Source organism: Sphingomonas mali NBRC 15500 (genome assembly GCF_001598415.1).
Lineage (GTDB): Bacteria > Pseudomonadota > Alphaproteobacteria > Sphingomonadales > Sphingomonadaceae > Sphingomonas > Sphingomonas mali.
Genome location: NZ_BCYX01000007.1, coordinates 93,251 through 119,517, shown reverse-complemented (window position 1 = coordinate 119,517; position 26,267 = coordinate 93,251). Strand labels below are relative to the sequence as shown.

The 26,267-nt window shown below is 65.7% G+C and carries 20 protein-coding genes; 7 read left to right on the top strand and 13 right to left on the bottom strand.

Going from position 1 to position 26,267, the window contains the following annotated elements:
* Nucleotides 1-26: 26 nt before the first annotated feature.
* From SMA01S_RS08065 to SMA01S_RS08050, 4 genes are read right to left on the bottom strand one after another with little or no spacing between them, the layout of a single operon-like run.
* On the bottom strand, nucleotides 27-1,556 hold the full coding sequence (locus SMA01S_RS08065) for a DUF885 family protein (protein WP_066820158.1): 1,530 nt from the start codon (nucleotides 1,554-1,556) through the stop codon (nucleotides 27-29).
* Nucleotides 1,553-2,677: a lactonase family protein gene (locus SMA01S_RS08060; RefSeq protein ID WP_066820157.1), complete on the bottom strand. Its 1,125-nt coding sequence runs from the start codon at nucleotides 2,675-2,677 to the stop codon at nucleotides 1,553-1,555. Before SMA01S_RS08060 ends, SMA01S_RS08065 begins: the two co-directional genes overlap by 4 nt.
* Complete coding sequence (dctA, locus tag SMA01S_RS08055) at nucleotides 2,674-3,957, bottom strand: C4-dicarboxylate transporter DctA (protein ID WP_157093866.1); 1,284 nt, start codon at nucleotides 3,955-3,957, stop codon at nucleotides 2,674-2,676. The genes SMA01S_RS08060 and dctA overlap by 4 nt, the downstream gene beginning before the upstream one ends.
* Nucleotides 3,958-4,012: 55 nt before the next feature.
* The gene (locus tag SMA01S_RS08050) at nucleotides 4,013-5,206 is read right to left on the bottom strand and encodes a mandelate racemase/muconate lactonizing enzyme family protein (RefSeq protein WP_066820156.1); all 1,194 of its coding nucleotides are present in this window, start codon (nucleotides 5,204-5,206) and stop codon (nucleotides 4,013-4,015) included.
* A gap of 101 nt (nucleotides 5,207-5,307) precedes the next feature.
* On the opposite strand from SMA01S_RS08050, the gene SMA01S_RS08045 reads away from it, so the two are divergent.
* Nucleotides 5,308-6,201, top strand: a complete 894-nt coding sequence (locus SMA01S_RS08045; protein ID WP_066820155.1) for a LysR family transcriptional regulator — start codon at nucleotides 5,308-5,310, stop codon at nucleotides 6,199-6,201.
* Between the two features lie 22 nt (nucleotides 6,202-6,223).
* Here the strand turns inward: SMA01S_RS08045 and SMA01S_RS08040 are convergent, their stop codons facing one another.
* From SMA01S_RS08040 to SMA01S_RS08020, 5 genes are all read right to left on the bottom strand, one after another.
* Nucleotides 6,224-10,042, bottom strand: coding sequence for a LamG-like jellyroll fold domain-containing protein (locus SMA01S_RS08040; protein ID WP_066820241.1), 3,819 nt, complete (start codon nucleotides 10,040-10,042; stop codon nucleotides 6,224-6,226).
* 124 nt (nucleotides 10,043-10,166) lie between these two features.
* Entirely contained in the window at nucleotides 10,167-11,261 is a 1,095-nt protein-coding gene (locus tag SMA01S_RS08035; protein WP_066820154.1) for an alpha/beta hydrolase, read from the bottom strand.
* Nucleotides 11,258-13,681, bottom strand: a complete 2,424-nt coding sequence (locus tag SMA01S_RS08030; RefSeq protein WP_066820152.1) for a glycoside hydrolase family 20 protein — start codon at nucleotides 13,679-13,681, stop codon at nucleotides 11,258-11,260. The genes SMA01S_RS08035 and SMA01S_RS08030 overlap by 4 nt, the downstream gene beginning before the upstream one ends.
* Nucleotides 13,678-15,684: an alpha/beta hydrolase family protein gene (locus tag SMA01S_RS08025; RefSeq protein WP_066820150.1), complete on the bottom strand. Its 2,007-nt coding sequence runs from the start codon at nucleotides 15,682-15,684 to the stop codon at nucleotides 13,678-13,680. The genes SMA01S_RS08030 and SMA01S_RS08025 overlap by 4 nt, the downstream gene beginning before the upstream one ends.
* 14 nt (nucleotides 15,685-15,698) lie before the next feature.
* On the bottom strand, nucleotides 15,699-17,108 hold the full coding sequence (locus SMA01S_RS08020; protein WP_066820148.1) for a glycoside hydrolase family 28 protein: 1,410 nt from the start codon (nucleotides 17,106-17,108) through the stop codon (nucleotides 15,699-15,701).
* A gap of 331 nt (nucleotides 17,109-17,439) precedes the next feature.
* Here SMA01S_RS08020 and mtnB point away from each other — a divergent pair, with 331 nt between their 5' ends.
* From mtnB to SMA01S_RS07995, 5 genes are read left to right on the top strand one after another with little or no spacing between them, the layout of a single operon-like run.
* Nucleotides 17,440-18,066, top strand: coding sequence for a methylthioribulose 1-phosphate dehydratase (gene mtnB, locus SMA01S_RS08015; protein WP_066820145.1), 627 nt, complete (start codon nucleotides 17,440-17,442; stop codon nucleotides 18,064-18,066).
* Nucleotides 18,063-18,638: a 1,2-dihydroxy-3-keto-5-methylthiopentene dioxygenase gene (locus tag SMA01S_RS08010; RefSeq protein WP_066820143.1), complete on the top strand. Its 576-nt coding sequence runs from the start codon at nucleotides 18,063-18,065 to the stop codon at nucleotides 18,636-18,638. The genes mtnB and SMA01S_RS08010 overlap by 4 nt, the downstream gene beginning before the upstream one ends.
* Nucleotides 18,639-18,645: 7 nt before the next feature.
* Nucleotides 18,646-19,284, top strand: coding sequence for an acireductone synthase (gene mtnC, locus SMA01S_RS08005; RefSeq protein ID WP_066820141.1), 639 nt, complete (start codon nucleotides 18,646-18,648; stop codon nucleotides 19,282-19,284).
* The gene (gene mtnA, locus SMA01S_RS08000; protein WP_066820139.1) at nucleotides 19,281-20,336 is read left to right on the top strand and encodes an S-methyl-5-thioribose-1-phosphate isomerase; all 1,056 of its coding nucleotides are present in this window, start codon (nucleotides 19,281-19,283) and stop codon (nucleotides 20,334-20,336) included. Before mtnC ends, mtnA begins: the two co-directional genes overlap by 4 nt.
* Nucleotides 20,337-20,369: 33 nt before the next feature.
* Entirely contained in the window at nucleotides 20,370-21,305 is a 936-nt protein-coding gene (locus tag SMA01S_RS07995) for a ribose-phosphate pyrophosphokinase (protein WP_066809325.1), read from the top strand.
* A 672-nt stretch (nucleotides 21,306-21,977) separates the two neighbouring features.
* Here the strand turns inward: SMA01S_RS07995 and SMA01S_RS07990 are convergent.
* The 4 genes from SMA01S_RS07990 to SMA01S_RS07975 all read right to left on the bottom strand — a co-directional run bounded on the left by SMA01S_RS07990 (nucleotide 21,978) and on the right by SMA01S_RS07975 (nucleotide 24,739).
* Entirely contained in the window at nucleotides 21,978-22,799 is an 822-nt protein-coding gene (locus SMA01S_RS07990) for a hypothetical protein (protein ID WP_218016853.1), read from the bottom strand.
* A 260-nt stretch (nucleotides 22,800-23,059) separates the two neighbouring features.
* Nucleotides 23,060-23,380 (bottom strand): PilZ domain-containing protein, encoded by a 321-nt coding sequence (locus SMA01S_RS07985; protein ID WP_169804210.1) that lies wholly within the window; start codon nucleotides 23,378-23,380, stop codon nucleotides 23,060-23,062.
* Nucleotides 23,381-23,460: 80 nt separating this feature from the next.
* Nucleotides 23,461-24,162: a sulfite exporter TauE/SafE family protein gene (locus SMA01S_RS07980; protein WP_066820237.1), complete on the bottom strand. Its 702-nt coding sequence runs from the start codon at nucleotides 24,160-24,162 to the stop codon at nucleotides 23,461-23,463.
* A 67-nt stretch (nucleotides 24,163-24,229) separates the two neighbouring features.
* On the bottom strand, nucleotides 24,230-24,739 hold the full coding sequence (locus tag SMA01S_RS07975; protein WP_066820134.1) for a sterol desaturase family protein: 510 nt from the start codon (nucleotides 24,737-24,739) through the stop codon (nucleotides 24,230-24,232).
* Nucleotides 24,740-24,854: 115 nt separating this feature from the next.
* Between SMA01S_RS07975 and sucC the strand changes: the two genes are divergently transcribed.
* The gene (gene sucC, locus SMA01S_RS07970) at nucleotides 24,855-26,069 is read left to right on the top strand and encodes an ADP-forming succinate--CoA ligase subunit beta (RefSeq protein WP_066820132.1); all 1,215 of its coding nucleotides are present in this window, start codon (nucleotides 24,855-24,857) and stop codon (nucleotides 26,067-26,069) included.
* Nucleotides 26,070-26,267: the final 198 nt, after the last annotated feature.

Below are 26,267 nucleotides of genomic sequence, written 5' to 3'. Positions count from 1 at the left end.
GGTTTTTCCCCTTGGCCGCCTTTTGCCTACCTGATTGACTTTCCTCTTGAATTCCGGAGCATTCGGCGATCGAGCGATGTCAGGCGCAGCCGTCCGTCGGCGATCGCCGCACGATGCCGCCGCGACAGGTCAGCTGTCGCGCCGTGCCCGCAGCGATCCGCCAGCGCTAACCACGCCAGCGCCTCACCCACGCGTGCGCCCGGCTCCAGGCACACCCGCTGGATGTCCTGATCGAACGTCGCGAAAAAGGCTGGTTCGCCTTGCATCCTCTCGAGCGTCTCCCGCGCTTCCCGAACAGACCATCGCTCACCATGGACACCGGTGTCAATGACCGATCTGCACAGCCGGAACATTAGCCAGTGCAGGAAGCCGAGCCGCGCGCGATCATTACCGGCGAACGCGCCCTGCCGCGCCATCAATTCTTCGGCGTAGATCGCCCAGCCTTCCTGGAATCCGGTGGTATATTCGGCTCGAATCGCATGGGAATTTGCCCGAACGTCCAAGGGCATCTGCACCATATGGCCCGGCAGCAACTCGTGATGGACCACGCTGGCCAGGCTCCAATCGGGCCGACGGCGAATGTCGGACAGATCGACGAAATAGCTGCCGGGAGTGCCATCGGACGACGGCAGGACGCGATAACCGCCTTTTTTCGCGGCCTCTTCCACCGGTGTCATCCGCCGTACAGCGACATGGGCGCATTCGGGTGGGAGCGAGTCGAACAGGCGCGGCAATCGCGCTCGCGCGCGGCCGAGCCAGCGATTCATGTCGGCGACCGCGCGGTCGCGGCCCTCCTCGCTGTCGGGGTAAAGGAAACGCGGATCGCGAAACGCGGCGCGGAAGCGCTCGCCAGTGGTCTTGCCGGCATAGCCCGATCGCGCGAGCAATTCGTCGGCTTCCGCCGCCACGTCCTGCGCTTTGGCCAGGACGCGGCGGTGGATCGCCGACGCGTCACGCCCGCCGAACTGGCGGTCGATCAGCAGGTTGAAATAGTTGGCGCCGCGCGGCAGCCGGCCGACTCCCGGTTCGCCGGCGCGCGGCGCCAGGGACGATAGCAGCCGTCCCTGCTCGGCGAGCGCGGCGGCGACACTGCCGGTGGCGCCGGCCGACGCCTTGGCGATTCCGGCCACGGTGCGATCGAGCGCATCGCGCGGCAGGATGATCCCCGCGGCCGCCTCCGCCCTGATCGCCGCGGTATCTGCGGCGATCCGATCGGCGGCGTCTGCCGCGCCCGGTTCGCGCCAGGCGCCGACGGTTGGCGTTACCGAATACGGCGAACGGCCGAGGTGCCCAAACGGCATGATCTGGGCGATCCGTGCATCGATCGCCAGCCCTTCGCGCGCGGCTTCGAGATCGAGCAGCGCACCGGGTGAAAGCCCCTGCGAGTTGATTCCGCGGAGTTCTTTCAGCCTGGCGGCTGGGCTGTCGAGCTTGGCCAGTCCGTCGAGCGTCGCCCGCAGCGCTGCATCGGCCTTCCCTACGCCGTACGCCGGCGACAAGGCGGTCATCGCAGTGGCAGCCGTCGCCCCGGTGAGAAAAGTACGTCGCCCGATCATTCGATCCCCGCAATCGCCGCCGGCCCCGCCGGCAAGGTCAGCACGTCCCCACGCCGCAGATGCGCGCCGTCGAAGGAAAAACTTTCGATGCGGTTGCCCAGCATCGCCTGCGCCAGGATTTGACGACCATCGCGCGACCAGACCATGCCTTGTCCCCAGCCGCCCATTGCTGCCTCGGCGACCTTGACCAGCCGCCCGCGATCGATCCGCCAGATTTGCAACAGGCCATGATCGGACCAGCCGCGCGCGCCACGCGCCGAATTGGATCCATTGTTGACCGTCACCGCGACGAAGCGACCGTCGGGCGACATCTTCACGCCCTCCGGGGTCAGCCCGACCGCGACCGTATCCACCGCGACCGGCGCGACACCCGACAGATCGATCAGGCTGATCGTGTCGACGTCGCGCCCGCCACCTCCAATATTGCCGACCACGGCGAAATGGCGATCGCCGGTGGCGTCGATCGCATAGGGACGCAAGCCTGCCATGGTCGTGGGCTCGGCCAGCGCCAAGCTGTCGTCGCCGACCGTCACCAGGCTGATGCGATGGTCGCCATCGCGCGTCACCAAGGCCTTCGTGCCGTTGGCAAAGAAAATCGGCTGCGCGGGTGAGGAGGTCGGCGGCCCAACCGCGATGCTGGCGACCGGCGCCAGTCTTCCGTCGGCAAAGGCGAACAGCGACAGCGTGCCGGCCGCGCGATTGGCGATCAGCACACGCCGCCCGTTCGAATCGATCGCCACGCCCGAGGCGCCAGCGCCCGCTCGAATGGTCGACACGACTTTCGCGGTTTTCAGGTCGATCACCGACACGCGATCGTCTGGCTCGATATCCTTACCGTCGGCGCGGACGCGGCGGGCGCAGGTGACGATGGCAAAGGCCCCGTCAGGCGTGATCGCGACGCTGCGCGGCGGACCGATCACGCTGGCGGGCGCAGCGACCGTAGCGACCACGCGGACCTTCCCGCCGCCGAAATCGAGGATCGAGACGCTGTCGGGAACGAGCGGCGTCGGCACGATCTGCTTGCCGTCGGCGAGCACCTGCTTGCCGTCATTGGCCGACACCGCGATGTCGGCCTGCGCCGGGAGCGCCAGGGTCGCGAGCAGGAGCAAGGCGCGCTTCATGCCGGCACCTCGACCAACGGCGGTACGGCCTCGCCACGCAATACCGCCCGGGCGCGCTCCAGATCGAGTGCGCCGTCCCAGCGCGCCACCGCGACCGTGGCGACGCTGTTACCGATCAGATTGACCACCGCGCGCGCCTGATTGAGGAAGCGATCGACTCCAAGCAGCAGCACCAGCCCGGCAACCGGCAGCGCGGGCATCGCCGACAAGGTTGCAGCGAGTGCGACGAACCCGGCCCCTGCTACTCCCGCCGAGCCCTTCGAGGTCAGCAGCAGCACCGCCATGATCGTCAGCTGATCGCCGACCGACAAAGCCGTGTTGGTCGCCTGGGCGATGAACACCACCGCCATCGCGAGGTAGATCGAGGTGCCGTCGGTGTTGAAGGTATAGCCCGCCGGCAGCACGAGCCCGACCACTGGCCGCGCCACGCCCAATTGCTCGAGCCGCGCCATCAATTGCGGCAGCACCGCTTCGGTCGAGCACGTCCCGAACACGATCAATATCTCGTCACCGATATAGCGCAGCAAGGCGATCAGCGAGATGCCGGCCACCCGCGCGACCAGCCCCAGCACGACGACAACGAACAGCAACGCCGTCACATACAGCGCGAGGATCAGGTAACCGAGCGGCAGCAAGGTCGCGATGCCGTATTTGCCGATGGTGAACGCCATGCCGGCGCCGGCACCGAGTGGCGCCAACCGCATCACCATGCCGACGATGCGGAACATCGCCTTGGTGATATCCTCGAACAGGGTTGTCAGCCGCGCACCGCTCTCGCCCATCGCACCCAAGGCCACACCCATCAGCAGCGCGATCAGGATGACCTGGAGCATCGTCCCGCCGACAAACGCCGAACCGACGCTGTCGGGGATGATGCCGAGCAGGAAGTCGGCGACGCCGCCTTCGCCCTTCGCCGTCGTCGCGTACCCCGCCACTGCGCTGGCATCGAGCGTCCGCGCGTCGATGTTCATGCCGGCGCCGGGCCGCACGACATTGGCGACGATCAGCCCGGCGGCGAGCGCGATCGTCGACAGGATTTCGAAATAGACCAGCGCCTTCAGCCCGAGCCGCCCGACGTCGCGCAGATTGCCCATCTGGGCGATGCCGACCGCGACGGTGCCGAAGATGATCGGCGCGAGCAGCATCTTGACCAGTTTGACGAAGCCGTCGGCGACCGGCTTGAGCGCGACTCCCCAGCTTGGCGCGAGCACGCCGAGGAGGATACCGATCGCCATGCCGATCAGCACCTGAACCCATAATTGGCGCAATGCGCGCGTCACCCGATCCTCTTCCTCCTGTCCGCCGCCCGGTCTTTTGCCGGGTCGACGGCGTTGGTTAGGCCATCACCCGCGCAGGGGCGACGTCCTCGGTCATCTTGCTCATCAATGCGTACAGCTTGCTCTTGGCCTCGAAGCCAACACCCGGCACCTGCGGCAGCGCGACATAGCCATCCTCGACCGCGATCCCGTCGGCGAATCCGCCGAACGGCTGGAATACGTCGGGATAGCTTTCATTACCGCCGAGATGCAGCCCGGCCGCGATGTTGAGCGACATCTGGTGCCCGCCATGCGGCACCACGCGCCGCGTCGACCAGCCCTCTTCCTTGAGCACGTCGAGCGTGCGGAGATATTCGACCAAGCCGTACGACAAGGCGCAGTCGAACTGCAGCCAGTCGCGGTCCTTGTGCATGCCGCCGAACTTCAAAAGGTTGCGCGCGTCCTGGTGCGAGAACAGATTCTCCCCGGTCGCCATCGGCAGATCGTAATGCCGGCCGAGTTCGGCCTGGAGCGCGAAGTCGAGCGGATCGCCGACCTCTTCGTACCAGAACAGATTGTACGGCTTGATCGCCTCGCCGAAACGGATCGCGGTGTCGAGATCGAACCGTCCGTTGACGTCGACCGCGAGGCACTGCCCGTCGCCGACCACCTCGAGCGCTGCCTCGATCCGCGCGATATCCTGGTCGAGCGGCACCGCGCCGACCTTCATCTTGCAGACGCGATAGCCGCGGTCGCGATAGGAGCGGAATTCGTCCTGCAGCTGTTTGTGATCCTTGCCGGGATAGTAATAGCCGCCCGCGGCATAAACCCAGACCTTGTCGTCGGGCGTGCCGCTGCCATAACGCTCGGCCAACAATTGATAGAGCGGCTTGCCGGCGATCTTCGCCACCGCATCCCACACCGCCATGTCGATCGTGCCGACCGCGACCGAGCGCTCGCCATGCCCGCCCGGCTTCTCGTTGGTCATGAGGGTCGACCAGATCGCGAAGGGATCGAGATTATCGTTGGCTTTGTCGATCAGGCTCTCGGGATCGGCATCTGTCAGCCGCGCGAGGAAGCGATCGCGCATCAGCGCGCCCTGGCCGTAGCGCCCGTTCGAATTGAAGCCGTATCCGATCACCGGGCGGCCGTCGCGCATCTGGTCGGTGATCACTGCCACGACCGAGCACGTCATCTTCGAGAAATCGATATAGGCATTGGCGATCGGCGAGGCGATCGACACCGTCTGTTCCCGGACTTCTACGATACGCACTTCACGCCCCCATCCCGCTTGATTGGCATCGGGATAAGCCGGCTGACCAGAGCAACGCCAATGCCGTTGCGGGGCATCGCCATGCCGTTTATGCATAGCGCATGGAACTCGCCTGGCTCGAAGACTTCGTCGCGTTGAACGAAACCGGCAATTTCTCGCGCGCCGCCGAACTCCGCCACGTCACCCAACCGGCCTTCAGCCGGCGCATCCGCGCGCTGGAGGATTGGGTCGGCACGCCATTGTTCGAACGCACCCCGCAAGGCACGCGACCGACGCCGGCGGGCGAGCAATTCGCACGCGGGGCGCCGGGGCTGGTGCGGACGATCACCGACTTGCGCCGCGATGCGCGCGAAATCGGAGGACGCGAGACCGCGACGCTCCATTTCGCCGCGACGCACTCTTTGTCCTTCACCTTCTTCCCGGGCTGGCTGCGGCGAGTCGAGCAGGCGGCGACGATCGGTCCGGTGCGCCTGGTCTCGGATTCGATGCAGGCGTGCGAGGAATTGATGCTCCAGGGGCAGAGCCAGTTCGTGCTGTGCCACCACCATCCGATCGCGCCGAGCCGGCTGGAAAGTCCGGCCTTCGCCTCGCGCGACGTGGGCGAGGATTCGCTCGTGCCGTTGGTCGCGCCCGACGCCGACGGACAACCGCGCTGGCGGCTCGACGACGCTGGCGGCGACCTGCCACTCCTCGCCTATAGTGCGGAGTCCGGCCTCGGCCGGATCGTCGCGGCCAATCGCTTCGAGCAACGCGCGCCGACGCTCAGGACCGTTTTCTCGGCGCAACTAGCCGCCACCTTGCTCGGCATGGCGCGCGGCGGCAGCGGGATCGCCTGGCTGCCGGCGAGCCTTGCCGCCGACGATGTCGAGCGCGGATCGCTCGTCCCGGCCGGCGGCGCCGGCTGGGCCGTGCCGGTCGGCATCCGCTTGTTCCGCCCGGCCGCGCGCCAGAGCGTCGCGGCCGAGCGTTTCTGGAGTCACTTGCCGCCCGTCTGATGCCGATCAAGCATCGCCGCCGCTACTTATTGCGGGTCGGGGCCGGCAGTGCGACGGCGTTGTTGAGGTAAGTCACTTCCGGCGTACCGTCTGGCAGTGCGACCCGAACCCGCCAGCCCGACCCGGCTCCCGCCGCGAGCGGCATTCGCACCATCGCCGTCTTGGGCGTCAGGTCGACCGGCGCGTCGAGCGTTGGCACCGCGGCGCTGGCGGCGACCTTGCCGGTGGCGTCGATCAGCTCGGCGCGGCCGCCGCTGGCGGGAAGCGCACCGAGGCTGTGCACGGTCACCTCGACCGAGCGGCCGGCGACCTTCACGTCGTCGACGCCGATACCGAGATCGGCGCGACGCTCGGTGGGCATACCCGGCGTCTCGAGCGTGAACTCGAGCACCGTCGTCGTGTGGGGTGCGAAATTGACATCGACCGATCCGCTGCGTTCGAGCGTCACGTCGCTCGCGGCCGGATTGCCGTCGGCGGTATCGCCATCCGACGCGCTGGTCCCGGCAGTCATCTTCCATTTGCCGGCGGTCACGTTCCAGGTCGACATCGTCGCCGGCTGCGCCACGTCGCTGGTATTGTAGGCGATCACCTTGAAGTGGCCGGTGGTCGCGCCGGGCACCAGGATCGCCACCGCTTCCGCCGCGTCCGGCTTGGCGAAACGCCAGCTGACGGTATTGCCCGGATAGGTCTGGTTGCGCACCAAGGCGATGCCGCCCAGCCGCTGCCGCTGGAGATACTCGTTGGGCATCTCGACGCGGTCGGTCCACCAATGCCCCTCGGTGTACATGTACATATGCTGCGACTTGTAGGCGATCGCGTCGCCAGCTTGTTCCTCGAGCAGCTTGCGGTCGCCGGTCGCGTCCCAGCCGGCGACGCGGCCGAAATCGCTCTTGGTGCCGGCCAGGACCTTGCCCCAATCGGTCTTGCCGAGCTCCGCCACGACATTCTCGTTGAGGTCGTTGAGCGATCCGGGCCCGTTCTTGGCCACGCGGCTCAGCAGCGGGGTCAGATACTTTTTGTCGCCAGTGAAGCGATATGCCGCCCAGGCCGATTGATACGGCGTCGCAATGCCGCCGCCGTCGCCGACGCGCTCGGCATCGGTGCGCCAGTTGATCTCGTTGGGATAGGTCCAATTGCCATCGGCGCCCTGCTTGCCGTGCGCCATCCAGCCGTCGATCACACCAGTGACCAGCCCCTCGGCGGTCGGGTTGGCATTGTACACGCCCATCAGGATCGGCGCGTGCATGACGGTGAAGCTATACGGTTTCTGCCATTCCCACGGGCCCTCGCGATAGACCTTGCGGCCGCCATACCAGTTGCTGGCGAAATGCATGTGCCCGGCAGGGTTCTTGAGGATGATGCCGGTCAGCGCCTTGGCCGTCGCTATCAGCCGCTCGACCGCCTTGGGCTCGCCCCAGTTGAGATAGAGCCGCTCGGCATCCGAATTGAGCCCTTCCTCATAGGCATGGAGCTCGTCGGTGGTGATATAGCCGAGCCCGTTGACCCGCATGCCGTTCTTGTAGACCGAGTCCGACAGCGCACGCAGCGAGGCGTTGATCTTGTCGGGATCGACCCCCATCAGCGCCAGGCCGGGCCATTGTTCGAGCAAGTCGACGTCGTCCGAAATACCGCCGCCGAAATCGCCATAGGGCACCTGGCGGTTGTCGATCCACCAATCGACGAACTGGCGGGTGAGCTTGAGGTCCTCGAGCTGGCGGAACGCCCAGAGCGGCACGCCCGCCGGCGGCGTCGGCTGGGTGAAGGGCGGCATGCCCGTCGCGCCATAGCTGATATCGGCCCAATAACGCCGCCCTTCGAGATTGTCGGGATCGACGCGGAGCAGGTCGGTGATGTCGCCCTTGAGTCGCCGGAACAGCCCCTCGCGGCCCGAGGCGGTATGCTCCTCGACCAGGAAGCCCCAATTATCCTTCACCTGATCGAAGCGATCCTGGATATGCTCCTTCTTCGCTTCCTCGCGGTCCTTGAACACCAATCGCACGTTCATTCCGTCGAGCGAGTCCGCGCCGAAATCGGCCGAAGCGCTGGCGACGGTGATGTAGAAGGGATCGTTGGTCAGGATGCGGTCGCGCAGGTCGAGCCAGACCGTGCGTGCCTGGCCGGGCTTCACCGACACGGTCACGTCGATCATGTCGCGGTCGGGCCAGATCGGATCCTTGATCCGGATATTGAGCGGGATCACCCCGTCCTTGTTCGCCGCTACCTTGAGCGCGGGAATGTCGAGCGCGATGCCGTCGAGCCCGTCATGGACGTTGGCCCAGGTATAGTTCCACGCACGCGCCAGCGGCTTGTCGGGGAAGGCGTCGCCGAAATCGGACGGCACCAGAATGTGGACGATCGGCGCCTCGTTTTTCCCGCGCACCGCGTTGCCGACGGCGGTTGCGCTGCCGGCCCCGGGCGCGGCGTGCCCGGCGCTCGCCGGAAGCGCGACGACGGTGGCCCGCTCGTCGGCGGGGAAGCGACCGGCAATGTATTTGGTCAGCGGCGCGATATTGGCAAAGGCCGGCGCGGTCTTCGAATCGACCACGTAATTGAGCTTGAGCGTGCCCTTGGGCTCGGCGCCTTCCTTGACGTCGTAGGCCCAGATTTCCTGGATCGGCGTTTCCTGCGCGACATTGGTGAAGCGCAACTTGCCGCCAGTCTTGTCGCCGAAGCTGGTGATCGATTTCTCGACGCCTTGCGGACGCTTCGCCAGTGACACGTACTTGCTGCCATCGGCAGCGTAATCGAGCCCGCCATAGGCGGCGCCGCGGATCTCGACGCGATTGACCGTCTCGTTGGCGGGGATGGTCAGGTCATAGGCCTTGCCGCCTTCGACATAGACGTTCCAGTCGGGCAACTCGAAATAATCGTCGCGGCCGGGCAGGCGCGAGCGGTTGTAGACGCCCGGCCAGGTCGTCTCGGCAATGCCGTCGACGCCTTTCCACATCCATTCCTTGAGATCCTTGGCGTCGGCGAACTCGACCTTGCGGATCGTCGTGCTGTCGGCGGTCAGCAGAGGCGGCGAGGCGCCATCGAAGCCATAGCGATGGAGAAACGCGGTGCGCTCGTCGCTCGCGACCGGCTTGTCGTCGGCCGGGGCGCTGTTGTTGGCGAGCGCGGCGACCGCGCCGGCATCGAGCATCCGATCGTAGACGCGGATCTCGTCGACATCGCTGCCGCGCATGAAGCTGTAGCGGCTCTGCACCTGGTGCGGCGAGATGATCCGCCCGGCGAGGCCGAACTGGTCGAGCCCGCTGTCGAGCACGGCCTTCTGATCCTTGCGAGCGACTTCCTTGCCATCGACGAACAGCCGCACGCCGACCGCCTCGTCCCAGGCGAAGGCGATATGGTGCCAGTCCGTGGGGCTCGGCAACGCATCCATACGGAAGGAGACGCGCTCTCTCGCAAGGTTGTTGTCGGTGACGAAGGCGTCGAAGCCGTGGCCGTTCCAGTCGATCCTAAGGAACGCCATGTCCCAGCTGGTATGGTCGGCATATCCCACTCGGAACAGCACGAACGGCGCCTCTCCGACGGGCGTGCGCGAGCGCCAGAAGAAGGACAAAGTGCCGCGTCGCGCATAGATATTGCCCGGCGCCTTCCACGCGACATAGCCGTCATCCTGCCATTCGATCGCCCCGCCCGATTTCCCGGTGGGGACGATTGCGACCTTGGACTGGAAATTGGGCACCGGTTCGCCGGCCGCGGTGTCGGCGGTCAGCGTCTTGTCGGCGGAAACGTGGAACAGCAGCTTGGGCGGCGCTTCCTGCGCGTTCGCAGCCGACCCGATCATCGCCGCGGCGCAAACCGCCGCCAGCAATGCCACTCGCTTGTTGCTCGCCATGCCCGCTCTCTTTCGCATCTGGCCGCTCATTGGCGGCCGACTCTCCCAAGCCCTTGCGGGCGACCGATCGATAGAAACTTATGACACCGGTATCAATAACGATTTTTCGGGCCTTTTCGGCCGCTTATCGGATCCGCCTCAACAGCCACTTTTCGTAGAAGGCGGCGATCTCCAGATTGTTCTTCTCGAGCATCTGCATATGCCCGTTGCCGCGGATACCGACGGTGGGCAGATAGACATAGTCGTTGGGCACGCCCGCCTGAGTCAGGAAAGCCGAGGTGCAATAATCCTGGCCGGCGTGATACGATGCCTCGCCCGACGCGATCAGGATCGGCGTGCCCGCCAACCAGGGCAGGCGATAGCGCGGCGACGGCTGCAACCAGCAATCGACCCCCATCGCCTGTTTCTCGGGTGTCCGCGTCATGCCGAGCGCGGCGGCATCGGGCAAAGCGGGGGTGAAGGTGAGGCAGGCGTCGGTGATCCCGCACGGCGTCGCCGGGCCCTTGCCCGCGCGGCTGGCATTGCCGGTCGGCTCGACCGCCATGATCGCCTTGATCCGCCCCGGATTGGCCTGGGCGATCATCCAGCTGAGCGGCCCGGCCTGCGAATGCGTGACGATGATCGCAGGGCCGATCTTTCTCAGCAACTCGGTCACCGCGCGCGTCGTCAGCGCATATTGCATGTCGACGTCGGGCATGTTGGCGACTTCGGACGCGAAGAATTGCTCGAACACGGGATCGCCGGGGAGGCCGGTGCCCGGCCATTGCGTGTGCAGCTTGGCGGTTGGCCAGGGCGTGGGCGTGATCGTCTGGCTCGCGGTGAAGCGCTCGACGATCTGCTTGCGGCTGGGGTCATGTTCCTGCGGACCATAGGCCTTGGGGAAATAGCCCGACCGCCCCTTGCCCGGCTGATCGACGACATAGACCGGCCAGCCGCGCGACACGAACCAGGTCGCCCAGCCGGGGCGGCCATCGGGCGTGCCGAGGAACCCGGCGCCGGTCAGCCGGCTGCCATGGATGAACACGATCGGATAATGGCGCGGCGGCACGCGCGCCGGGATTTGGTAGAAGACGTGCATCTGGCCCGACATGCCGTCGCCCGACACCTCGCCGCCGGTATAGAGTACGCCTTGCTCGCGGATCGTGACGGGCAACGGCCGCGTAGCCGCGGCGGCGACGCCCGCCATGAGCAGCAGCGCGAGAGGGGCCCGCGCGATCATCGCGGATCGATCACCCAGAAGGGCCGCGTCTCGGCCTGGAGCGGGAAGCTGCGCGCATTGCCGCCCACGTCCTGCACCTCGACCGCATACATCAGCCCTTCGCGCGTGAACGGTACTTCCGCGCGCCAGCCGTCATTGCCCATGATCATCTCCTGCGCACGCCAATGCGCATCGCTCGGCAACGGCTTCCACCACAGGATCACGCGGTCGATCGGCCGTGCCGCACTGGCCTTGGCGGTCACCGCGATGCTCTTGCCGTCCGCCGCGATACGATAGGTCGGTTGCCCCGCGACGCCGAGCCCGCCGGTCCCGCCCTTGTCGGTGTCGGTCAGCAGCAGCGGATTATGATGCGCGCCCTTGGGCCGGGCGTTCCACAGATCCTCGGTCGTCGCATCGAGCTTTTCCAGGTCGGCCAGCGCCGGTCCCCAGCTGAACGCCTTTTGCCGGCGCAGCGGATTGTTGAGCGGCTGATAGACCGGGTCCGCTAACCCTGCGAGCGCCGCCCAGGCGTCGCGCGAGCGCTTGAGCAGGACATTGGCCTGGTCGATCTCGCCGCGCTCGTTGGTTCGCACGCCATGATCGAGCCACACCAGCCCTTCGATCCGATCGGCATGATAGTCGCCGAGCCGCGCCGCCGCGGCCAGATCGGTGTGCAGCAAGCGCCATTCGTCCGCCGCGCGGCCGGTCAGCGGTGGCATGTCGGCGATCGCCCTGTCCGCCTCGCCGCTCGCGTCGTGCAGCCGCGCAGCGACCGCGAACGGACCGTAGCGGCCATCCACCAGGCCATCCATCTTGCCGAGCACGAATTTGTCGATGGGCAGGAAGCTGCGGTCGTCCTCGGTCTGGTCCTGGGCATATTGCAGCAAGCTCAGCGGGATCGGCGTGCGCGACCCGACCACGCTGTCGTTGGTCGTATAGCCGGTCTCCGTCTCGGGCGAATAATCGCGATGATCGGCGCCGATGAAGCGATAGGCATAGACCAAAGGCACCACTCGGCTCGCCGCCTGCATAGCGCGATAGGCCGCATCGCCGCCCGCGCCATAATGGTCGCGCCATGTCTGGATCAGCGTCGCTTCGGGCAGCTCCGGATCGTATCCCAGCCTTCCCCAGGCCAGATACCACATCCAGTCCTTCTGCCAGACGTACGGGAACACCGCCTGGTCGGCCGGCGCCCGATACATCTTCGCGGCATAGGGGCTGAAATAGGAGACCGGCGATTCGAGCGTGAAACCGCGCGCGTCGCCCAGCCGGAACGTTCGCACCGTCTGGCGGATGAAATCGGTATTCGCCCAGGACCAGAAGCGATGCGTTCCGTTGGAGCGCACTTGCCACAGGATGCCGTAATCCGCCGGGCGGTCGAGATAATGTTCGTAGCTATAAGTCGCGAACCGCTCCTGCATCGCCTGATAGGGCAGGCCGAGATGCTCGCCATTATATTTGATCTCGACGTCGAACTTGCCCGGCGCCGCCGCCGCGATCGGCTCGAGCTGCTCCTTCGAGGTCAGCCACGAGCGCGTGTAGAGGCGCAGCGAGTTGTTTCCCGCCATCGCGAACCCGCGCAGATAGGCTTGTTTGAAAAAATCGGCCGGTTGCCCGGTCTCACCGACGCGGAAGCCGAGCATGTAGAGCTGGGGCAACTCGCGGATCAGCTGCGCGGTCGCCTTGGCGGTATAGTCCGCGATCTGCCCGGCCGGGACACCCTTGATCGGCGATGGCGGCTTGGTCGGCGAACGCGGGCGATCCTCGTTGATCGAATAATTCATCAGCGCGACGCGAACGCCCCGGCTGGTGGCATAGGCGACAATCGCTTTCAGCGACGCCAGGTTCTTCGCTTGCTCGGCCGGATTGCCGACGCCGGGATAGCCGGGCACCCGGACCAGCATCGGGTAGAGGTTGGAAAAGCCGGTCGTGTCGAGATCATAGGCGCCGTGCAGGTCGAGCATGTTGAAACGGTTGCGCGCCAGCATATCGATATAGGCGCGCCACATCGTCAGGTCGTTGAGCACGAACGGATGGATGTGGATGAAGGCATTGTCGGCGCGGATCGCTACCCAGGGCTTCTGCTTCGTCGATCGCAGGCCGGCGACGATCTCGCGCCAGTTATCGCCCGACGCGGCGCGCACCTGTTCGGCCAGTTCGAGCAGGCCGTATTTGGCTCCCGCCGGCCCACCCGCCGCGATCGTCACCGTCGTCCCCGACCGATCGAGCGCAAACGCCTGATCGTCGGGTTCGGGTTTCACGGCGATGGTCACCGTGGCCTCGATATTCGCACGCGTCAGGCGATGTTGGGCGAGCGCCTGATCGAGTTCGCCCGCCGCCCAGCGCACCTGATCGGGCACGGTAGCCGGCAGGCGCAAGGCAGCATGCGCGGGCGCGGTGAAGCCCAATGTCAGCAGCAGGCAGAAGAACAAGCGCTTCACGGCTGCATCTCCGTTGCCGACCAGCTCCAGGTCGCGCCCTTGGGCATCAATCTCGTCACCTCGGTTTCGCGAAGGGGCACACCGACCGGGTCGACCGGTGCGACCAGCTCGACCGGGCGCCCGTCGAGCGCACGGATGACATCGCGCAGATCATAGGCCTTGAGCACGCCCGGCACCGCGATCGCCGGCAAGTCGGGCGCGATCGGGCGGCTGACGGCGTCGCGGAAGGACACCTGGCTGCCGGTCAACCGCACCGCCGCGATGCGCGGGTCGAGCGCTGCCGCCTGCAAGGCGATCGGCCCCATCGTTCCGCTCGCCGCCACGGTGATCCGCGCGCCAGGTTCGAGCCTGGCGAGCCAGTCGATGGTCGCGATCACATCGTCGATGCGAATCCCGGTCAGCGTACGCCCGACGAGCAATGCCCTGAGCGCGAGCAGATTCTGGTCGCCCACCAGGCTCGACTTGATCTCCTCGCTACCGTCGGCGCCGCGCGGCTGGAGCGCGACGACGGTCCAGCCGGCAGCGGCAAGCTTCGCCATCCGGCCGTTGGACGCGGCCAGGGCGTCGAGTGGCGTACCAGGATCGAGCAGCAACAGAATCCGGCCCGATGGCTCCGCCGCTCGCTTGATCCGCGCCTGGAGCGGGCCATTGGCAAGCGCGAGCGTCATTCGCCCGGCCTCTCCGATATCCGCGTCGGGCGCTGCCCCCGATAGGCCTTTCGCGCCGGTCAGCGCGCGTATCGCCTCGCGGACCCTTGCGGGAGGCGAGTCAGGCGTGACGATCGCCCTGGCGCGCGCGCGGTTGATGTCGGCGATCGTCGTCCCACCGCCCGAGGTCGCGATCTGGCCGGTCGGCGTCACCAACACATCCTCCGGCCGCGGGGGCTGGAGCCGCTCGAACGGCACGACTGGCCCGGTCGCACGCAGGTTGCGGCGGAAAAAGTCGATGATCCGATTGGCCATCGGCGCGATCGCACCATGCGGCCCGGGCCCGGTATACCATTCGAGCCGGTCGGCCTTGCCATAGGCGCCCCAGAAACGCCTGGCCTCGGCGACCGCTGCCTTGGCGCCCTCGAACGGGAACATATCCTCGGTGGTCGAGATCACCGCATAGGGTTTAGGCGCGGCGAGTTCGACCCAGTCGGGAACGTCGAGTCCGCTGCTGATGAATCCCGGAATACTCTGTTCGCCATCCTGCGGCCCGGGTCCGGCGAGCAGATGCTTGAAGTCGTTGACATAGCAGGCGACACCCGCTGCCCGCACGCGATCGTCCATTGCCGCGACATAGGCGGTCGCGGTACCGCCACCCGAACAACCGAACGCACCGATCCGGTTCGCGTCGACCTCACGGCGCGAAATGAGATAATCGATCCCGCGCATTTCCTCGTTGATGAAATAGCGCGCGAGATGATCGCCGGTCAGCATCGTCTGGAACCCGGCGATGCTGTGGTCGCCGGTCGGCCGCTCGCCGCGCGACCGCCCGGTCATCGCATCCCAATATTCCATCCGCTCGCCTTCGCCGACGATGTCGTAAGCGAGCGCGACGATGCCGTTGCGCGCGAAGCTGGCGGCGAAGGCGTAATTGCCGGCCTTGCCGTTGGGGCCATGGCCAGGTGCGACGATCACCGCGGGATAGGGGCCGGTGCGGCCGGTCGGTACGAACAGATTGGCGGTGATATGCTGGCCGGGCATGGCGTCGAACATCACTTTTTCGACGCGGAAGCCCTTGCCGGCAAAGCTGCCCGTCACCTTGGCGGCGAGCGGTCCGGTACGGGGCGGCAGGCCGCCGATCCGCTTGAGGATTTCGGCCCTGACCCAGGCCTTGCGCGCATCGGCCGCGGCCGGCGTCGCGATCCGCGCGACCGCGGCCGCGCGCGCATCGAGCCGCGCGTCGGCGGCCTTGTCGAGTGCTGCGATCAACGCGCTGCGGCTATCGTCCTTCGCCTCCGCCGGCATCGCGCCCGGCAATGCCAAGGCTGCCAGGACCAGCGCCGTCCGCATCATGCCCGCGCTCCTTTTCACAGGTGAGTGACCGGAGCGCCGTTGACGCGCACGCGGTCGACCACCAATCCATTGGCATAAGCGATCGTGCTCGGGCTGGTGACGCCGTCGAACGCGCAATCGCTCAATCGCAGGCGTTCTATCGGTGCGTTGGGCAGTCCCTGCGCATCGAGCGCCATCACCGACCGGCGCGCCGCAATCCGCTGGATCGTCACGTCGCGCAGCACCGGCGTGAATGCGCCCTTGGCGCCTTCCTCGTAATTGAAGTCGCAGGCGATCACCGCACGCTTGACCTCGCCGACGGTGATGTCGCGGTAATGGAAGCCCTCGAGCAATCCGCCGCGCATCGCGTTGTTCTTGAACCGGATGGCGTAATCGAGATTGGGGCTGTTCATGGTGCAGCGCTCGGCAAAGACGTTACTGCATCCGCCCGAAATCTCGCTGCCGATGGTGATGCCGCCATGACCTTCGCGCATCGTGCAGTCCCGGATGACGAAATTACGGCTCGGGACCGCGACTCGCCGGCCATCCTCGTTGCGGCCCGATTTGACCGCGATGCAATCGTCGCCGGTATCGAACAGCACGTTCTCGATCAGCACATCTGTGCACGATTCGGGGTCGCAGCCGTCGTTGTTGGGGCCATGCCCCAGGATATCGAGGTTGCGCACGATGACGTTGCGGCACAACACCGGATGAACCTGCCAGAACGGTGCGCCGCGCAACTTGACGCCCTCGATCAGCACGTTGTCGCAGGCATAGGGTTCGATGAAGGCGGGGCGCAGATAGTCGCTGGCGCCGAATATGCGCTTTTCGACCGGCGCGCGGCGCTCGGCCATGTCGAACAGCCGGCGACGCGCGGCGAGCTGGTTAGGCATGCCGTCGCGCCAGCCACCATCGACCGTGCCTTTCCACGGCCCCTTCCACGACCACCAATGTCGGCCGCTGCCCTGACCGTCGAGCGTGCCCGATCCGGTGATCGCGACGTTGCGTTTGCCGTGTGCGTAGATGAGCGGCGACAGTCCCATCATCTCGACGCCCTCGAACCGCGTCAGCACGATCGGGAAGTCGGCCGGGTCGGTGCTGAACAGGATGGTCGCCCCGTCGCCGACATGGAGCTCGATGTTCGAGTCGAGATGGATCGGCCCGGTCAGGAAACGACCGGCAGGCACGATTACGCGTCCGCCACCTTTGCCCGCCAGCGCGGCGATCGCCGCCGCGAAGGCACGGCTGTTCAGGGTGACGCCGTCACCCTTCGCGCCATAATCGACAATACTGACCGAGCGTGCCGGAATGCGCGGCGGGCGGATGCGCGCCAGGATTTCGGCGGCGCCGGCCCAGGGGTCGGCGGTCATCGCCCAGCCAGGCAGCGCCAGCAATGACGCCCCCGCGGCGCCCGTGGCGATCAATTGGCGTCGGTTCAGTCGCATTCGTGCGATCCCCTCCAGTCTGCCGACGGGCACATGGGCGCAGGGGCCTTTTGACCCTCTGCCGCCACGTTTTCTGCCCGGATGTACGCAGGCGCGCCCGGCGCGGAGGAATTATGGGAAACCGGTGTCATTGGCAAGCAGGCAACGCGCTTGCGCTTTCATTTGACACCGGTTACCATGGTGGCTGGCCGATATGCTCCCTGACGGGCCCATGGTTGGCCGCTTACACTTTCCTCCCCTAAGGGCGCGGCTCTATCCGGAGTGGCGCCCGATTTTTTGCCGGAGCCACCGCGTGCTGGCGCGTCGGCACGACTCGCCGTAAGTGGCCGGCATGACGACGACCAGCTTCGACGCCGCACGAGCCGGAATCATCGCGGTGGGCCGCCGCCTCGACGCGCGCGGCTGGGCGCCGGCGACGGCAGGCAATTACTCGATCCGGCTCGACGACGGCTTCGCGGTGACCGCGTCGGGCTGGCACAAGGGGCGGCTGAGCGACGAAGGCGTGTTGCGACTCGACATGGATGGCCATGTCGTCGGCGCGGGCAGGCCGTCGGCGGAAACGCATCTCCATCTGGCGATCTATCGCCAGTTTCCCGACGCGGGCGCGGTGCTCCATGGCCATTCGCCGCAAGCGGTCGGCCTCACCCGTGCCTTTCGCGACCTCAAGGCATGGCATTTCGTCGGCCACGAAATGCTCAAGGTGTTTCCCGGCCAAACCACGCACGAGAGCGAAATCGCGCTGCCGATCGTCGACAACAGCCAGGACATGACCGTCATCGAAGCGGCGATCGCCCCGGCATTGGCACGGCCTGGCGCAGCGCCTGCCTATCTGATCCGCGACCACGGCCTCTATGCCTGGGGCAAGGACCTTGACGAAGCCGAGCGCGTGCTCGAAGCCGTCGAGTGGCTGATCGCCGCCGAGCTGGCCGAGCGCAGTTTCAGGGAGAGCGCGTCATGACTCGCCTTCGCGTCTTTACCGCCGATGACGGCGACCATCCGGTGCTCGACACCTGCGACCCCAAATGGATCGGCGATGCGCTGAAGCGGATCGGCGTGCGCTACGAACGCTGGCCGTTGCGCGACACCGCCGGCGCCGACACCGACGCCGTGCTTACCGCTTACGCGCCCGAAATCGACAAATTGAAAGCCGAGCAGGGCTATCAATCGGTCGACATCATCGGCGTGGCGCCCGACCATCCCGATCGCGCGGCGATGCGCGATAAATTCCTGTCCGAACATCGCCATTCGGAGGACGAGGTGCGTTTCTTCGTCGCCGGCGAAGGACTGTTCACGCTGCGCACCGACGACGACCGAGTCCATGCCGTCCTGTGTACCGCAGGCGACCTGATCTCGGTCCCGGCGGGTATGCGCCACTGGTTCGACATGGGTCCCGAGCCGAGCTTCACCGTGATCAGATTGTTCGAGAATCCCGACGGCTGGGTCGCCAAATTCACCGGCGATACGATCGCCGACCGCTTCCCGCGGCACGAGGCCGGCGCCAGCGGGCCGCAAACGAACCGATCCTCCTGAGTCCACCATGACCGATACGCCGCCCAAGGTGATCCTGCTCGATATCGAGGGGACGACCACCAGCATCGCCTATGTGGCGGACGTGCTGTTCCCCTATGCCCGAGCGCGCATCCCCGCCTGGGTACCGATCCATCGCGAGGAACTTGCCCCGGTGATCGCCGCGATGCCGCCGGGCGATCCGGTCGCGACTCTGCTCGCCTGGATGGACATCGACGCCAAGGAAACCGCGCTCAAGCATATCCAGGGCCGCATCTGGCGCGAAGGTTATGAAGCGGGCGAGCTCAAGGCGCATGTCTATCCCGACACGCCCGAGGCGCTGAAGCGCTGGACCGAGGCGGGGATCAGGGTGTGCATCTATTCGTCGGGATCGATCGAAGCGCAGAAGCTGATCTTCGGGCATAGCGAGGCGGGCGACCTGACCTCCTATCTCTCGGGCTATTTCGACACGACCACGGGTCCCAAGCGCGACCCTGAATCCTATGCCAAGATTGCCGCCGCGCTGGACCTGGATCCCGCCGAGATCTTGTTCGTGTCCGACGTCGCCGCCGAGACGGATGCGGCGACATCGGCCGGCCTGCGCGCGCTGCTGATCGACCGCGATACCGGCCTGGGCGATGTGACCAGCTTTGCCGAGATACTGCCATGATCCTGGACGGCGAACGCACGCGGTCGATCACGCCGACCGCCGACCGCCAGGGCGCGCGCATCCTCGACCAGCGCCAGCTCCCCTGGGAAGTGCGCTGGGTGGAGCTCAGGACCGAGAACGACGCGGCGGTCGCGATCCGCGACATGTGGACGCGCGGCGCGCCGATGATCGGCGCGGTCGGCGGCTATGGCCTGGCCATGGCGATCGCCGCCGATCCCGGCGATGCGGCAATCGACGCGGCCTATGCACGCCTGCACGCAACGCGTCCGACCGCGATCAATCTCAAATGGGCGCTCGACCAGGTCGCCGCCGCGGTACGCCCGCTGCCGCCGGCCAAGCGCGCCGCCGCCGCTTTCGCCCGCGCCCAGGCGATCGTCGACGAGGACGAGCGTTTGTGTCGCTCGATCGGCGAGCATGGCCTGGCCCTGCTTCGCGATCTCCACGCCAGGCACCCCGATCGCCCGCTCAACATCCTGACGCATTGCAATGCCGGGTGGCTGGCGACGGTCGATTACGGCACCGCGACCGCGCCGATCTATCTCGCGCACGATGCCGGGCTGCCCTTGCACGTCTGGGTCGATGAGACGCGACCGCGCAACCAGGGCGCGCTGCTGACCGCGTTCGAACTGCACAATCACGGCGTCCCGCACACCCTGATCGCCGATAATGCCGGCGGCCTGTTGATGGCGCGCGGCCAGGTCGACGCAGTGATCGTCGGCACCGACCGGGTCACCGCCAATGGCGACGTCTGCAACAAGATCGGCACCTATCTGAAGGCGCTCGCCGCGCACGACACCGGCGTGCCCTTCTATGTCGCGCTGCCCTACACCACGTTCGACGCCGCGACCCCCAGCGGCGACGCCATCCCGATCGAGGAACGCTCGCCCGCCGAGCTGACCGAGATCACCGGCGCGACCGATCACGGGCTGGAAACGGTGCGGCTGACTCAGTCCGACGCCTACAACCCCGCCTTCGACGTCACCCCCGCGCGGCTGGTCACTGGCTACATCACCGAACGCGGGGTGCTGGACCGGCTGCAGACTCCCTTCTAAGGAGGCGCGCAAACCTCGAAGGGGCGAGCACCAATGAAGCTGATGACCGGCAATTCGAACCTGCCACTGGCCAAGGCGATTGCCGGCTATCTCGAACTGCCGCTGACCGACGCGCTTGTGCGCCGTTTCGCCGACGAGGAGATCTTCGTCGAGATCAACGAGAATGTCCGCGGCGAGGACGTCTTCGTGCTGCAATCGACCTCGTTTCCGGCGAACGACAATCTGATGGAATTGCTGATCTGCATCGATGCGCTGAAACGCGCATCGGCCAAGCGGATCACCGCGGTGCTGCCCTATTTCGGCTATGCCCGCCAGGATCGTAAGCCCGGCCCGCGCACCCCGATCTCGGCCAAATTGGTCGCCAATCTGATCACCATCGCCGGCGCCAACCGCGTGCTGTCGGTCGATCTTCACGCCGGGCAGATCCAGGGCTTCTTCGACATCCCGACCGACAATCTGTTCGCCGCGCCGGTGATGTCGACCGACATCCTGGCGCGTCATTCGGGCAAGAATTTGATGGTCGTGTCTCCGGACGTCGGCGGCGTGGTCCGCGCGCGCGCGCTGGCCAAGCGACTCGACAACGCCCCGCTGGCGATCGTCGACAAGCGCCGCGAACGCGCCGGCGAATCCGAAGTGATGAACATCATCGGCGATGTCGAGGGGCGCTTCTGCATCCTGATCGACGACATCGTCGATTCGGCCGGCACCCTGTGCAACGCCGCCGCCGCGCTGAAAGAAGCCGGTGCCGAGGGCGTCGTCGCCTATGTCACGCATGGCGTGCTGTCGGGCGGCGCGATCGCGCGAGTCGAGGGGTCGGTGCTCGAGGAACTCGTCATCACCGATTCGATCGGCAACCACGACACGATCGCCGCCGCGAACAAGGTCCGCCATCTGACCATCGCGCCGTTGCTCGCCGAAGCGATCCGGCGGATTGCGGATGAGAGCTCGGTGTCCAGCCTGTTCGACTGAGGCGGCGGCCAATCTCCGCAGTGCTCCTGCGAAAGCAGGAGCCAAGAGCCCGCGCAGAACTGCGCTGCCCCAGGTCGCGAGCCCCTAAACTACCGCTATCGGCAAAAGGACTGAATGGCCGACTATGGGTGGTTAGCTGCCATGCGGCTTCCGCAGGTAAGATCGGGACCGGCAGCCCGCCGAACAAGTCACCTCAGTACTTCCTATGAGCGATCCTTTCGCAGCAGCCAACGAATGACGCCAACCCAAAACGCGACTACGACCGCGATAACGACCCAATACAGAACGTTCACTATGCCTTCTCCACACGCTTCTGATTCACGACGCCACGCTACTCGTCGACGTGCGTGTCGTTGCTGACCATCCAGATTTCAGCATGAAGCACCAATGACCGCAAATGGGTCGTCACCAGCCCGACCGCTTTTTGGATCGTCCGCAATCTGGATCGCTAGAGTTCGCAAGCGACGAGTGCGATTCGATCACCGGCAACCATCGTATCGGCAAATTTAAAGTATAGATCTGCTGGTGTGCCGCCCGTTGGTGCCCGACCATAAATGTCTACGATAATCTCGCGCAGTTCCGAACCGTCGTCAGAGACGTCGGTCTTGAGGCCGCCCCCTCATGTCTTTCGATTAAGAATGTCCCTCGACGCTCGGATCGATAGGAGGTTTGTTACACGCGCATTATGCGATGCGCCGTCGCATGCCACCAAGGCTTGTCCCAAGCCATGACGACCAAAGTCGTCGCAGGAATGTAAAACGCGAGGAACACCCAATAGGCCTGATGAACCCGACGGTGACGAACCAGGTCCCAGACGAATAATGGGGCGAGGCTGGCCAACACGTAGACGTAACTCGCCCATGGGCTCCCGGGCATGCTGGACGGCAGCCAGGACATCCGGTCGATTGCAGCACCGAGCGGTACCGCGGTCGCGAGGAACATCATCCGCTTGTGCAGTCCCGAGTTCGTTGCGCGCGCTTTCAGTGCAATTGTCATGAAAATGCCGAAGAGCACGCCCGCGCTGATCTGAAGCAACAGGATATTCTCCACGATCGGCACGATCGGCGCCAATGCTGACCGGACGTTAGGCGGGCCGAATTTCGCCCCGCCCCAGACCTGGTAGTACATGGTCGGCGCCAGGAGAAATCCAACGCCTATCAGGGCTGGTACCAGCACATATGCCGCGATGCCGACTTGCTTGTGTAGCGCGCCGCGTCCCGTCGCGACCATGACCGTTTGCGAAAGCAGCAGCAGGAGAAAGCTGCCCATCAGCACAGCGTGAACGTGCAGAATGAAAGGAAAAGGCGCTCTCGCTCCAGCTTTGATCATCGCCACCTTCATCATCGAATCCGGAACGAAGCCCACCAGGACGATGGCGATAAACCAGAGCGCCATACCGACGAAGATCCAACGGTCGACGGAATGTGCGCGCGGCATGCCCGATGGATGATCATCGCGGCGCTCCCCGAATTGAGCGTCTGCGACTGTCGCCATGATTTTTCTCCCCTGTTTCGATCCCCGGCCCGATTAGGTCCGGCCCCCTTCCGAAGAACCTGCGTTCGTCCGTAAGCCGCGTCGCACCGGGGCTCGCCATTGTTGCCAACGTCGCTTCCCCTTGGCCGATCGGCACGTCCGGCCAAATTCTGGCATCCAATCGGTATCGTCACGAAAGGGTCAGCGTATTGGATCAATGCGACGCCAGCTTGTCGGCTATGGGTCGGAAGCAGACAGGCCGCTTGTTACGAGACTACGGCCTAATGCCCCAGCGTCTTGACGATATGATCGAGCACCGGCGGGTAGAGCGGCTGACGGAAACTGCAGCCGATCTCCAGACCGTGGCGCCAGGCGATCGTCGCTTCCAGTCCCTGCATGCCGGGAATCGCCAGCCAGACGATCTGCCCCGCATCGAGCGAATAATGCGCCTCCGCGCGGAAACCCGTGACCGACAGATCGAGCAGGCGAACATCATATTTGTTGGAGTGCCGATCGCGCAATCGCGCCCGCATGACGATCGGGACGCGCTGCTGGTGGCGATGCTCTTCGTCATCGCCAGTCGCTCGATCGAATCCGAACATATGGGCGTCCATGACACACAGTATCGCCCGGCCGCTCTTAACATTTGGCAAAGACCCGGCCGATCCGGACCGATACGCGGTCAGGCGAGGGCGTCCCACAGCAATTTTGCCCCGACCAGCACCATCAGCACGTAAATCGCAGCATAGAAGCGCTCGGCCGAGACGCGCCGCACCAGCCAGACGCCGGCGAAGGTCGAGGCGATCGCGACTGGCAGGAGCATTGCGGCGGTCAGCAGATTGGCCTGGGTGAACTGGCCGAGCGCGATATAGGCCGGCACCTTGATCCAATTGACCGCGGCGAAGAAGATCGCGGTCGTCCCGACCAACACATCGCGCGGCAGGCGGCGCGGCAACACCCAGACTTGGAATGGCGGTTGGCCGGCATGGGCGATCTGGCTGGTGAAACCCGAGGCGATTCCGAACAGCATGCCGAGCCACTCGGGAAATCCCTTGGCCATTTGTGGCGGACCATTGCGATCGGCCCAGAGGCGATAGAGGCCGAACAGCAACGAGATCGCACCGACCGCGCCGAGCACCGCGCTTTCCGACAAGCGCGCGGCGAACAGATAGCCGAGCACGATCCCCAGGATCGCCCCGGGCATCATCCAGCCGAGCAGTCGCCAGTCGACCGTGCGGCGGAACGCCCAGACCCCGACCACATCCTGCACGATCAGGATCGGCAACAGGATCGCCGCCGCCTGGACCGGCGAGATGGCGAAGGCGAGCATCGGCAGCGACAGCGCGCCGAGTCCCGCGAACCCGCCCTTGGACAGGCCGAGCATCAGCACCGCCGGGATCGCCAGCGCATAGAAATGCCAGTCGAGAATCACCGCGCGTTGATGCCCGTATCTATCGAGCGAGATCGCTAGCCGGCGCGCGAATCCCGGCATTGCCGCGGCGGTTGAGCTCGGCCTTGAGCGACTCCGGCGGCGGCGCCCAGAGGAAACCGAAGCTGACCGCGCCGCGTTTCGTCTCGACCACATGGTGCAGGCGGTGCGCCTGGACGATCCGCTTCATATAGGCCGACCGTGGCAGATAGCGGGTCGCGACGCGGCGATGGACGATGACGTCGTGGAACCCGAAATAGATCGCGCCATAGGCCGCGATTCCCGCACCGATCCAAGTACACCCCCACCACCAGCCGAGATCGACGCCGCCAAGCAGCAGCAGGATCGAGGGCACGGCGAAGATCACCGCGTAGAGATCGTTGAGTTCCCATCTGCCGGCCCGCGGCCGGTGATGGCTGGCGTGGAGGAACCAGCCGGGGCCGTGCATCACCCAGCGATGCATCACATAGGCGAACCCCTCCATCGCGATCACGGTCGCGAGGAACAGCAGCATGCCAAGAGCCCAGGTCATCGCGCGCGCTATAGAACTACTGACAGCTCAAGGCGAGCGGGGGTGGATTCATCGTTCCCGCTGTGCTTAAGGCCTCCCCATTCCCTTTCTTCGAAAACCCGAGAGAAGGCCCTTCATGAACATTCACGAATACCAGGCCAAGGAACTGCTCGCGAAATTCGGCGTGCCCGTGCCCGCCGGCTATGCCGCGATGACCGTCGACGAAGCGGTCGACGCCGCCAAGAAGCTGCCCGGGCCGCTTTATGTCGTGAAGGCGCAAATCCATGCCGGCGGCCGCGGCAAGGGCAAGTTCAAGGAACTCGGCCCCGACGCCAAGGGCGGCGTCCGCCTCGCCAAGACGCTCGATGAGGTGCGCGCCGCCGCGGCCGACATGCTCGGCAACACGCTCGTCACCGTCCAGACCGGCGAGCACGGCAAGCAGGTCAACCGCCTCTACGTCACCGATGGCGTCGACATCGCCAAGGAATTCTACCTCGCGCTCCTCGTCAATCGCGCGACTGGCCGGATTTCGATGGTCGCCTCGACCGAAGGCGGCATGGATATCGAGACCGTGGCGCACGACACCCCCGAGAAGATCCACGCGATCGACGTCGACCCCGCGACCGGCTTCATGCCCCACCACGGCCGCGCCGTTGCCGCCGCCCTCGAGCTCAAAGGCGATCTCGCCAAGCAGGCGGCCAACGTGGCGTCCAAATTGTACGACGCCTTTCTCGGCACCGATGCCGAGCAGATCGAGATCAACCCGCTCGCCGTGACCGAAGCTTCAGGCGATTCTGGGGCAAAGTTGATGGTGCTCGATGCCAAGGTCGGTTTCGACGGCAACGCCATGTTCCGCCACAAGGACCTGCTCGCGCTGCGCGACGAGACCGAAGAGGATCCCGCCGAGCTCGAAGCGTCCAAATACGACCTGGCGTACATCAAGCTCGACGGCGATATCGGCTGCATGGTCAACGGCGCCGGCTTGGCGATGGCGACGATGGACATCATCAAGTTGAACGGCATGTTCCCGGCCAATTTCCTCGACGTCGGCGGCGGCGCCAACAAGGAAAAGGTCACCGCGGCGTTCAAGATCATCCTGAGCGATCCGGCGGTGAAGGGCATCCTGGTCAACATCTTCGGCGGCATCATGCGCTGCGACATCATCGCCGAGGGCATCGTCGCGGCCGCCAAGGAAGTGAATTTGAGCGTGCCCTTGGTCGTCCGGCTCGAAGGCACCAACGTCCAGCAGGGCAAGGACATCCTGGCCAATTCCGGCCTGGCGATCGTTCCTGCCAACGATCTCGGCGACGCGGCACAGAAGATCGTGGCCGAAGTGAAGAAGGCGGCTTGACCCATAAACCCTCTCCCCTTGAGGGAGAGGGTTGCGCAGACTTGGGTCGCGCATTTCGCGCGGCCCTAGTCGGAGCTGGGTGAGGGGTAAGCGCTCGCACTGGCGAGCGCGCGATTGCCGAGGCAATCGCACCACCCTCATCCAACCTCCGCTAGGCGGTTACGCCGCCAAGCTGCGGTATCCTTCTCCCCTCAAGGG

Coding starts and splice junctions, on each gene's coding strand:
- mtnB (WP_066820145.1), top strand. CDS start 17,440: ATGACGACGACCAGCTTCGACGCCGCACGAGCCGGAATCATCGCGGTG.
- SMA01S_RS08060 (WP_066820157.1), bottom strand. CDS start 2,677: ATGAAGCGCGCCTTGCTCCTGCTCGCGACCCTGGCGCTCCCGGCGCAG.
- SMA01S_RS08040 (WP_066820241.1), bottom strand. CDS start 10,042: ATGGCGAGCAACAAGCGAGTGGCATTGCTGGCGGCGGTTTGCGCCGCG.
- SMA01S_RS08035 (WP_066820154.1), bottom strand. CDS start 11,261: ATGATCGCGCGGGCCCCTCTCGCGCTGCTGCTCATGGCGGGCGTCGCC.
- mtnA (WP_066820139.1), top strand. CDS start 19,281: ATGATCCTGGACGGCGAACGCACGCGGTCGATCACGCCGACCGCCGAC.
- SMA01S_RS07975 (WP_066820134.1), bottom strand. CDS start 24,739: ATGACCTGGGCTCTTGGCATGCTGCTGTTCCTCGCGACCGTGATCGCG.
- SMA01S_RS08065 (WP_066820158.1), bottom strand. CDS start 1,556: ATGATCGGGCGACGTACTTTTCTCACCGGGGCGACGGCTGCCACTGCG.
- SMA01S_RS07995 (WP_066809325.1), top strand. CDS start 20,370: ATGAAGCTGATGACCGGCAATTCGAACCTGCCACTGGCCAAGGCGATT.
- SMA01S_RS08045 (WP_066820155.1), top strand. CDS start 5,308: ATGGAACTCGCCTGGCTCGAAGACTTCGTCGCGTTGAACGAAACCGGC.
- sucC (WP_066820132.1), top strand. CDS start 24,855: ATGAACATTCACGAATACCAGGCCAAGGAACTGCTCGCGAAATTCGGC.
- SMA01S_RS08010 (WP_066820143.1), top strand. CDS start 18,063: ATGACTCGCCTTCGCGTCTTTACCGCCGATGACGGCGACCATCCGGTG.
- SMA01S_RS07985 (WP_169804210.1), bottom strand. CDS start 23,380: ATGTTCGGATTCGATCGAGCGACTGGCGATGACGAAGAGCATCGCCAC.
- mtnC (WP_066820141.1), top strand. CDS start 18,646: ATGACCGATACGCCGCCCAAGGTGATCCTGCTCGATATCGAGGGGACG.
- SMA01S_RS07990 (WP_218016853.1), bottom strand. CDS start 22,799: ATGGCGACAGTCGCAGACGCTCAATTCGGGGAGCGCCGCGATGATCAT.
- SMA01S_RS07980 (WP_066820237.1), bottom strand. CDS start 24,162: ATGCTCGGCCTGTCCAAGGGCGGGTTCGCGGGACTCGGCGCGCTGTCG.
- SMA01S_RS08020 (WP_066820148.1), bottom strand. CDS start 17,108: ATGCGACTGAACCGACGCCAATTGATCGCCACGGGCGCCGCGGGGGCG.
- SMA01S_RS08025 (WP_066820150.1), bottom strand. CDS start 15,684: ATGATGCGGACGGCGCTGGTCCTGGCAGCCTTGGCATTGCCGGGCGCG.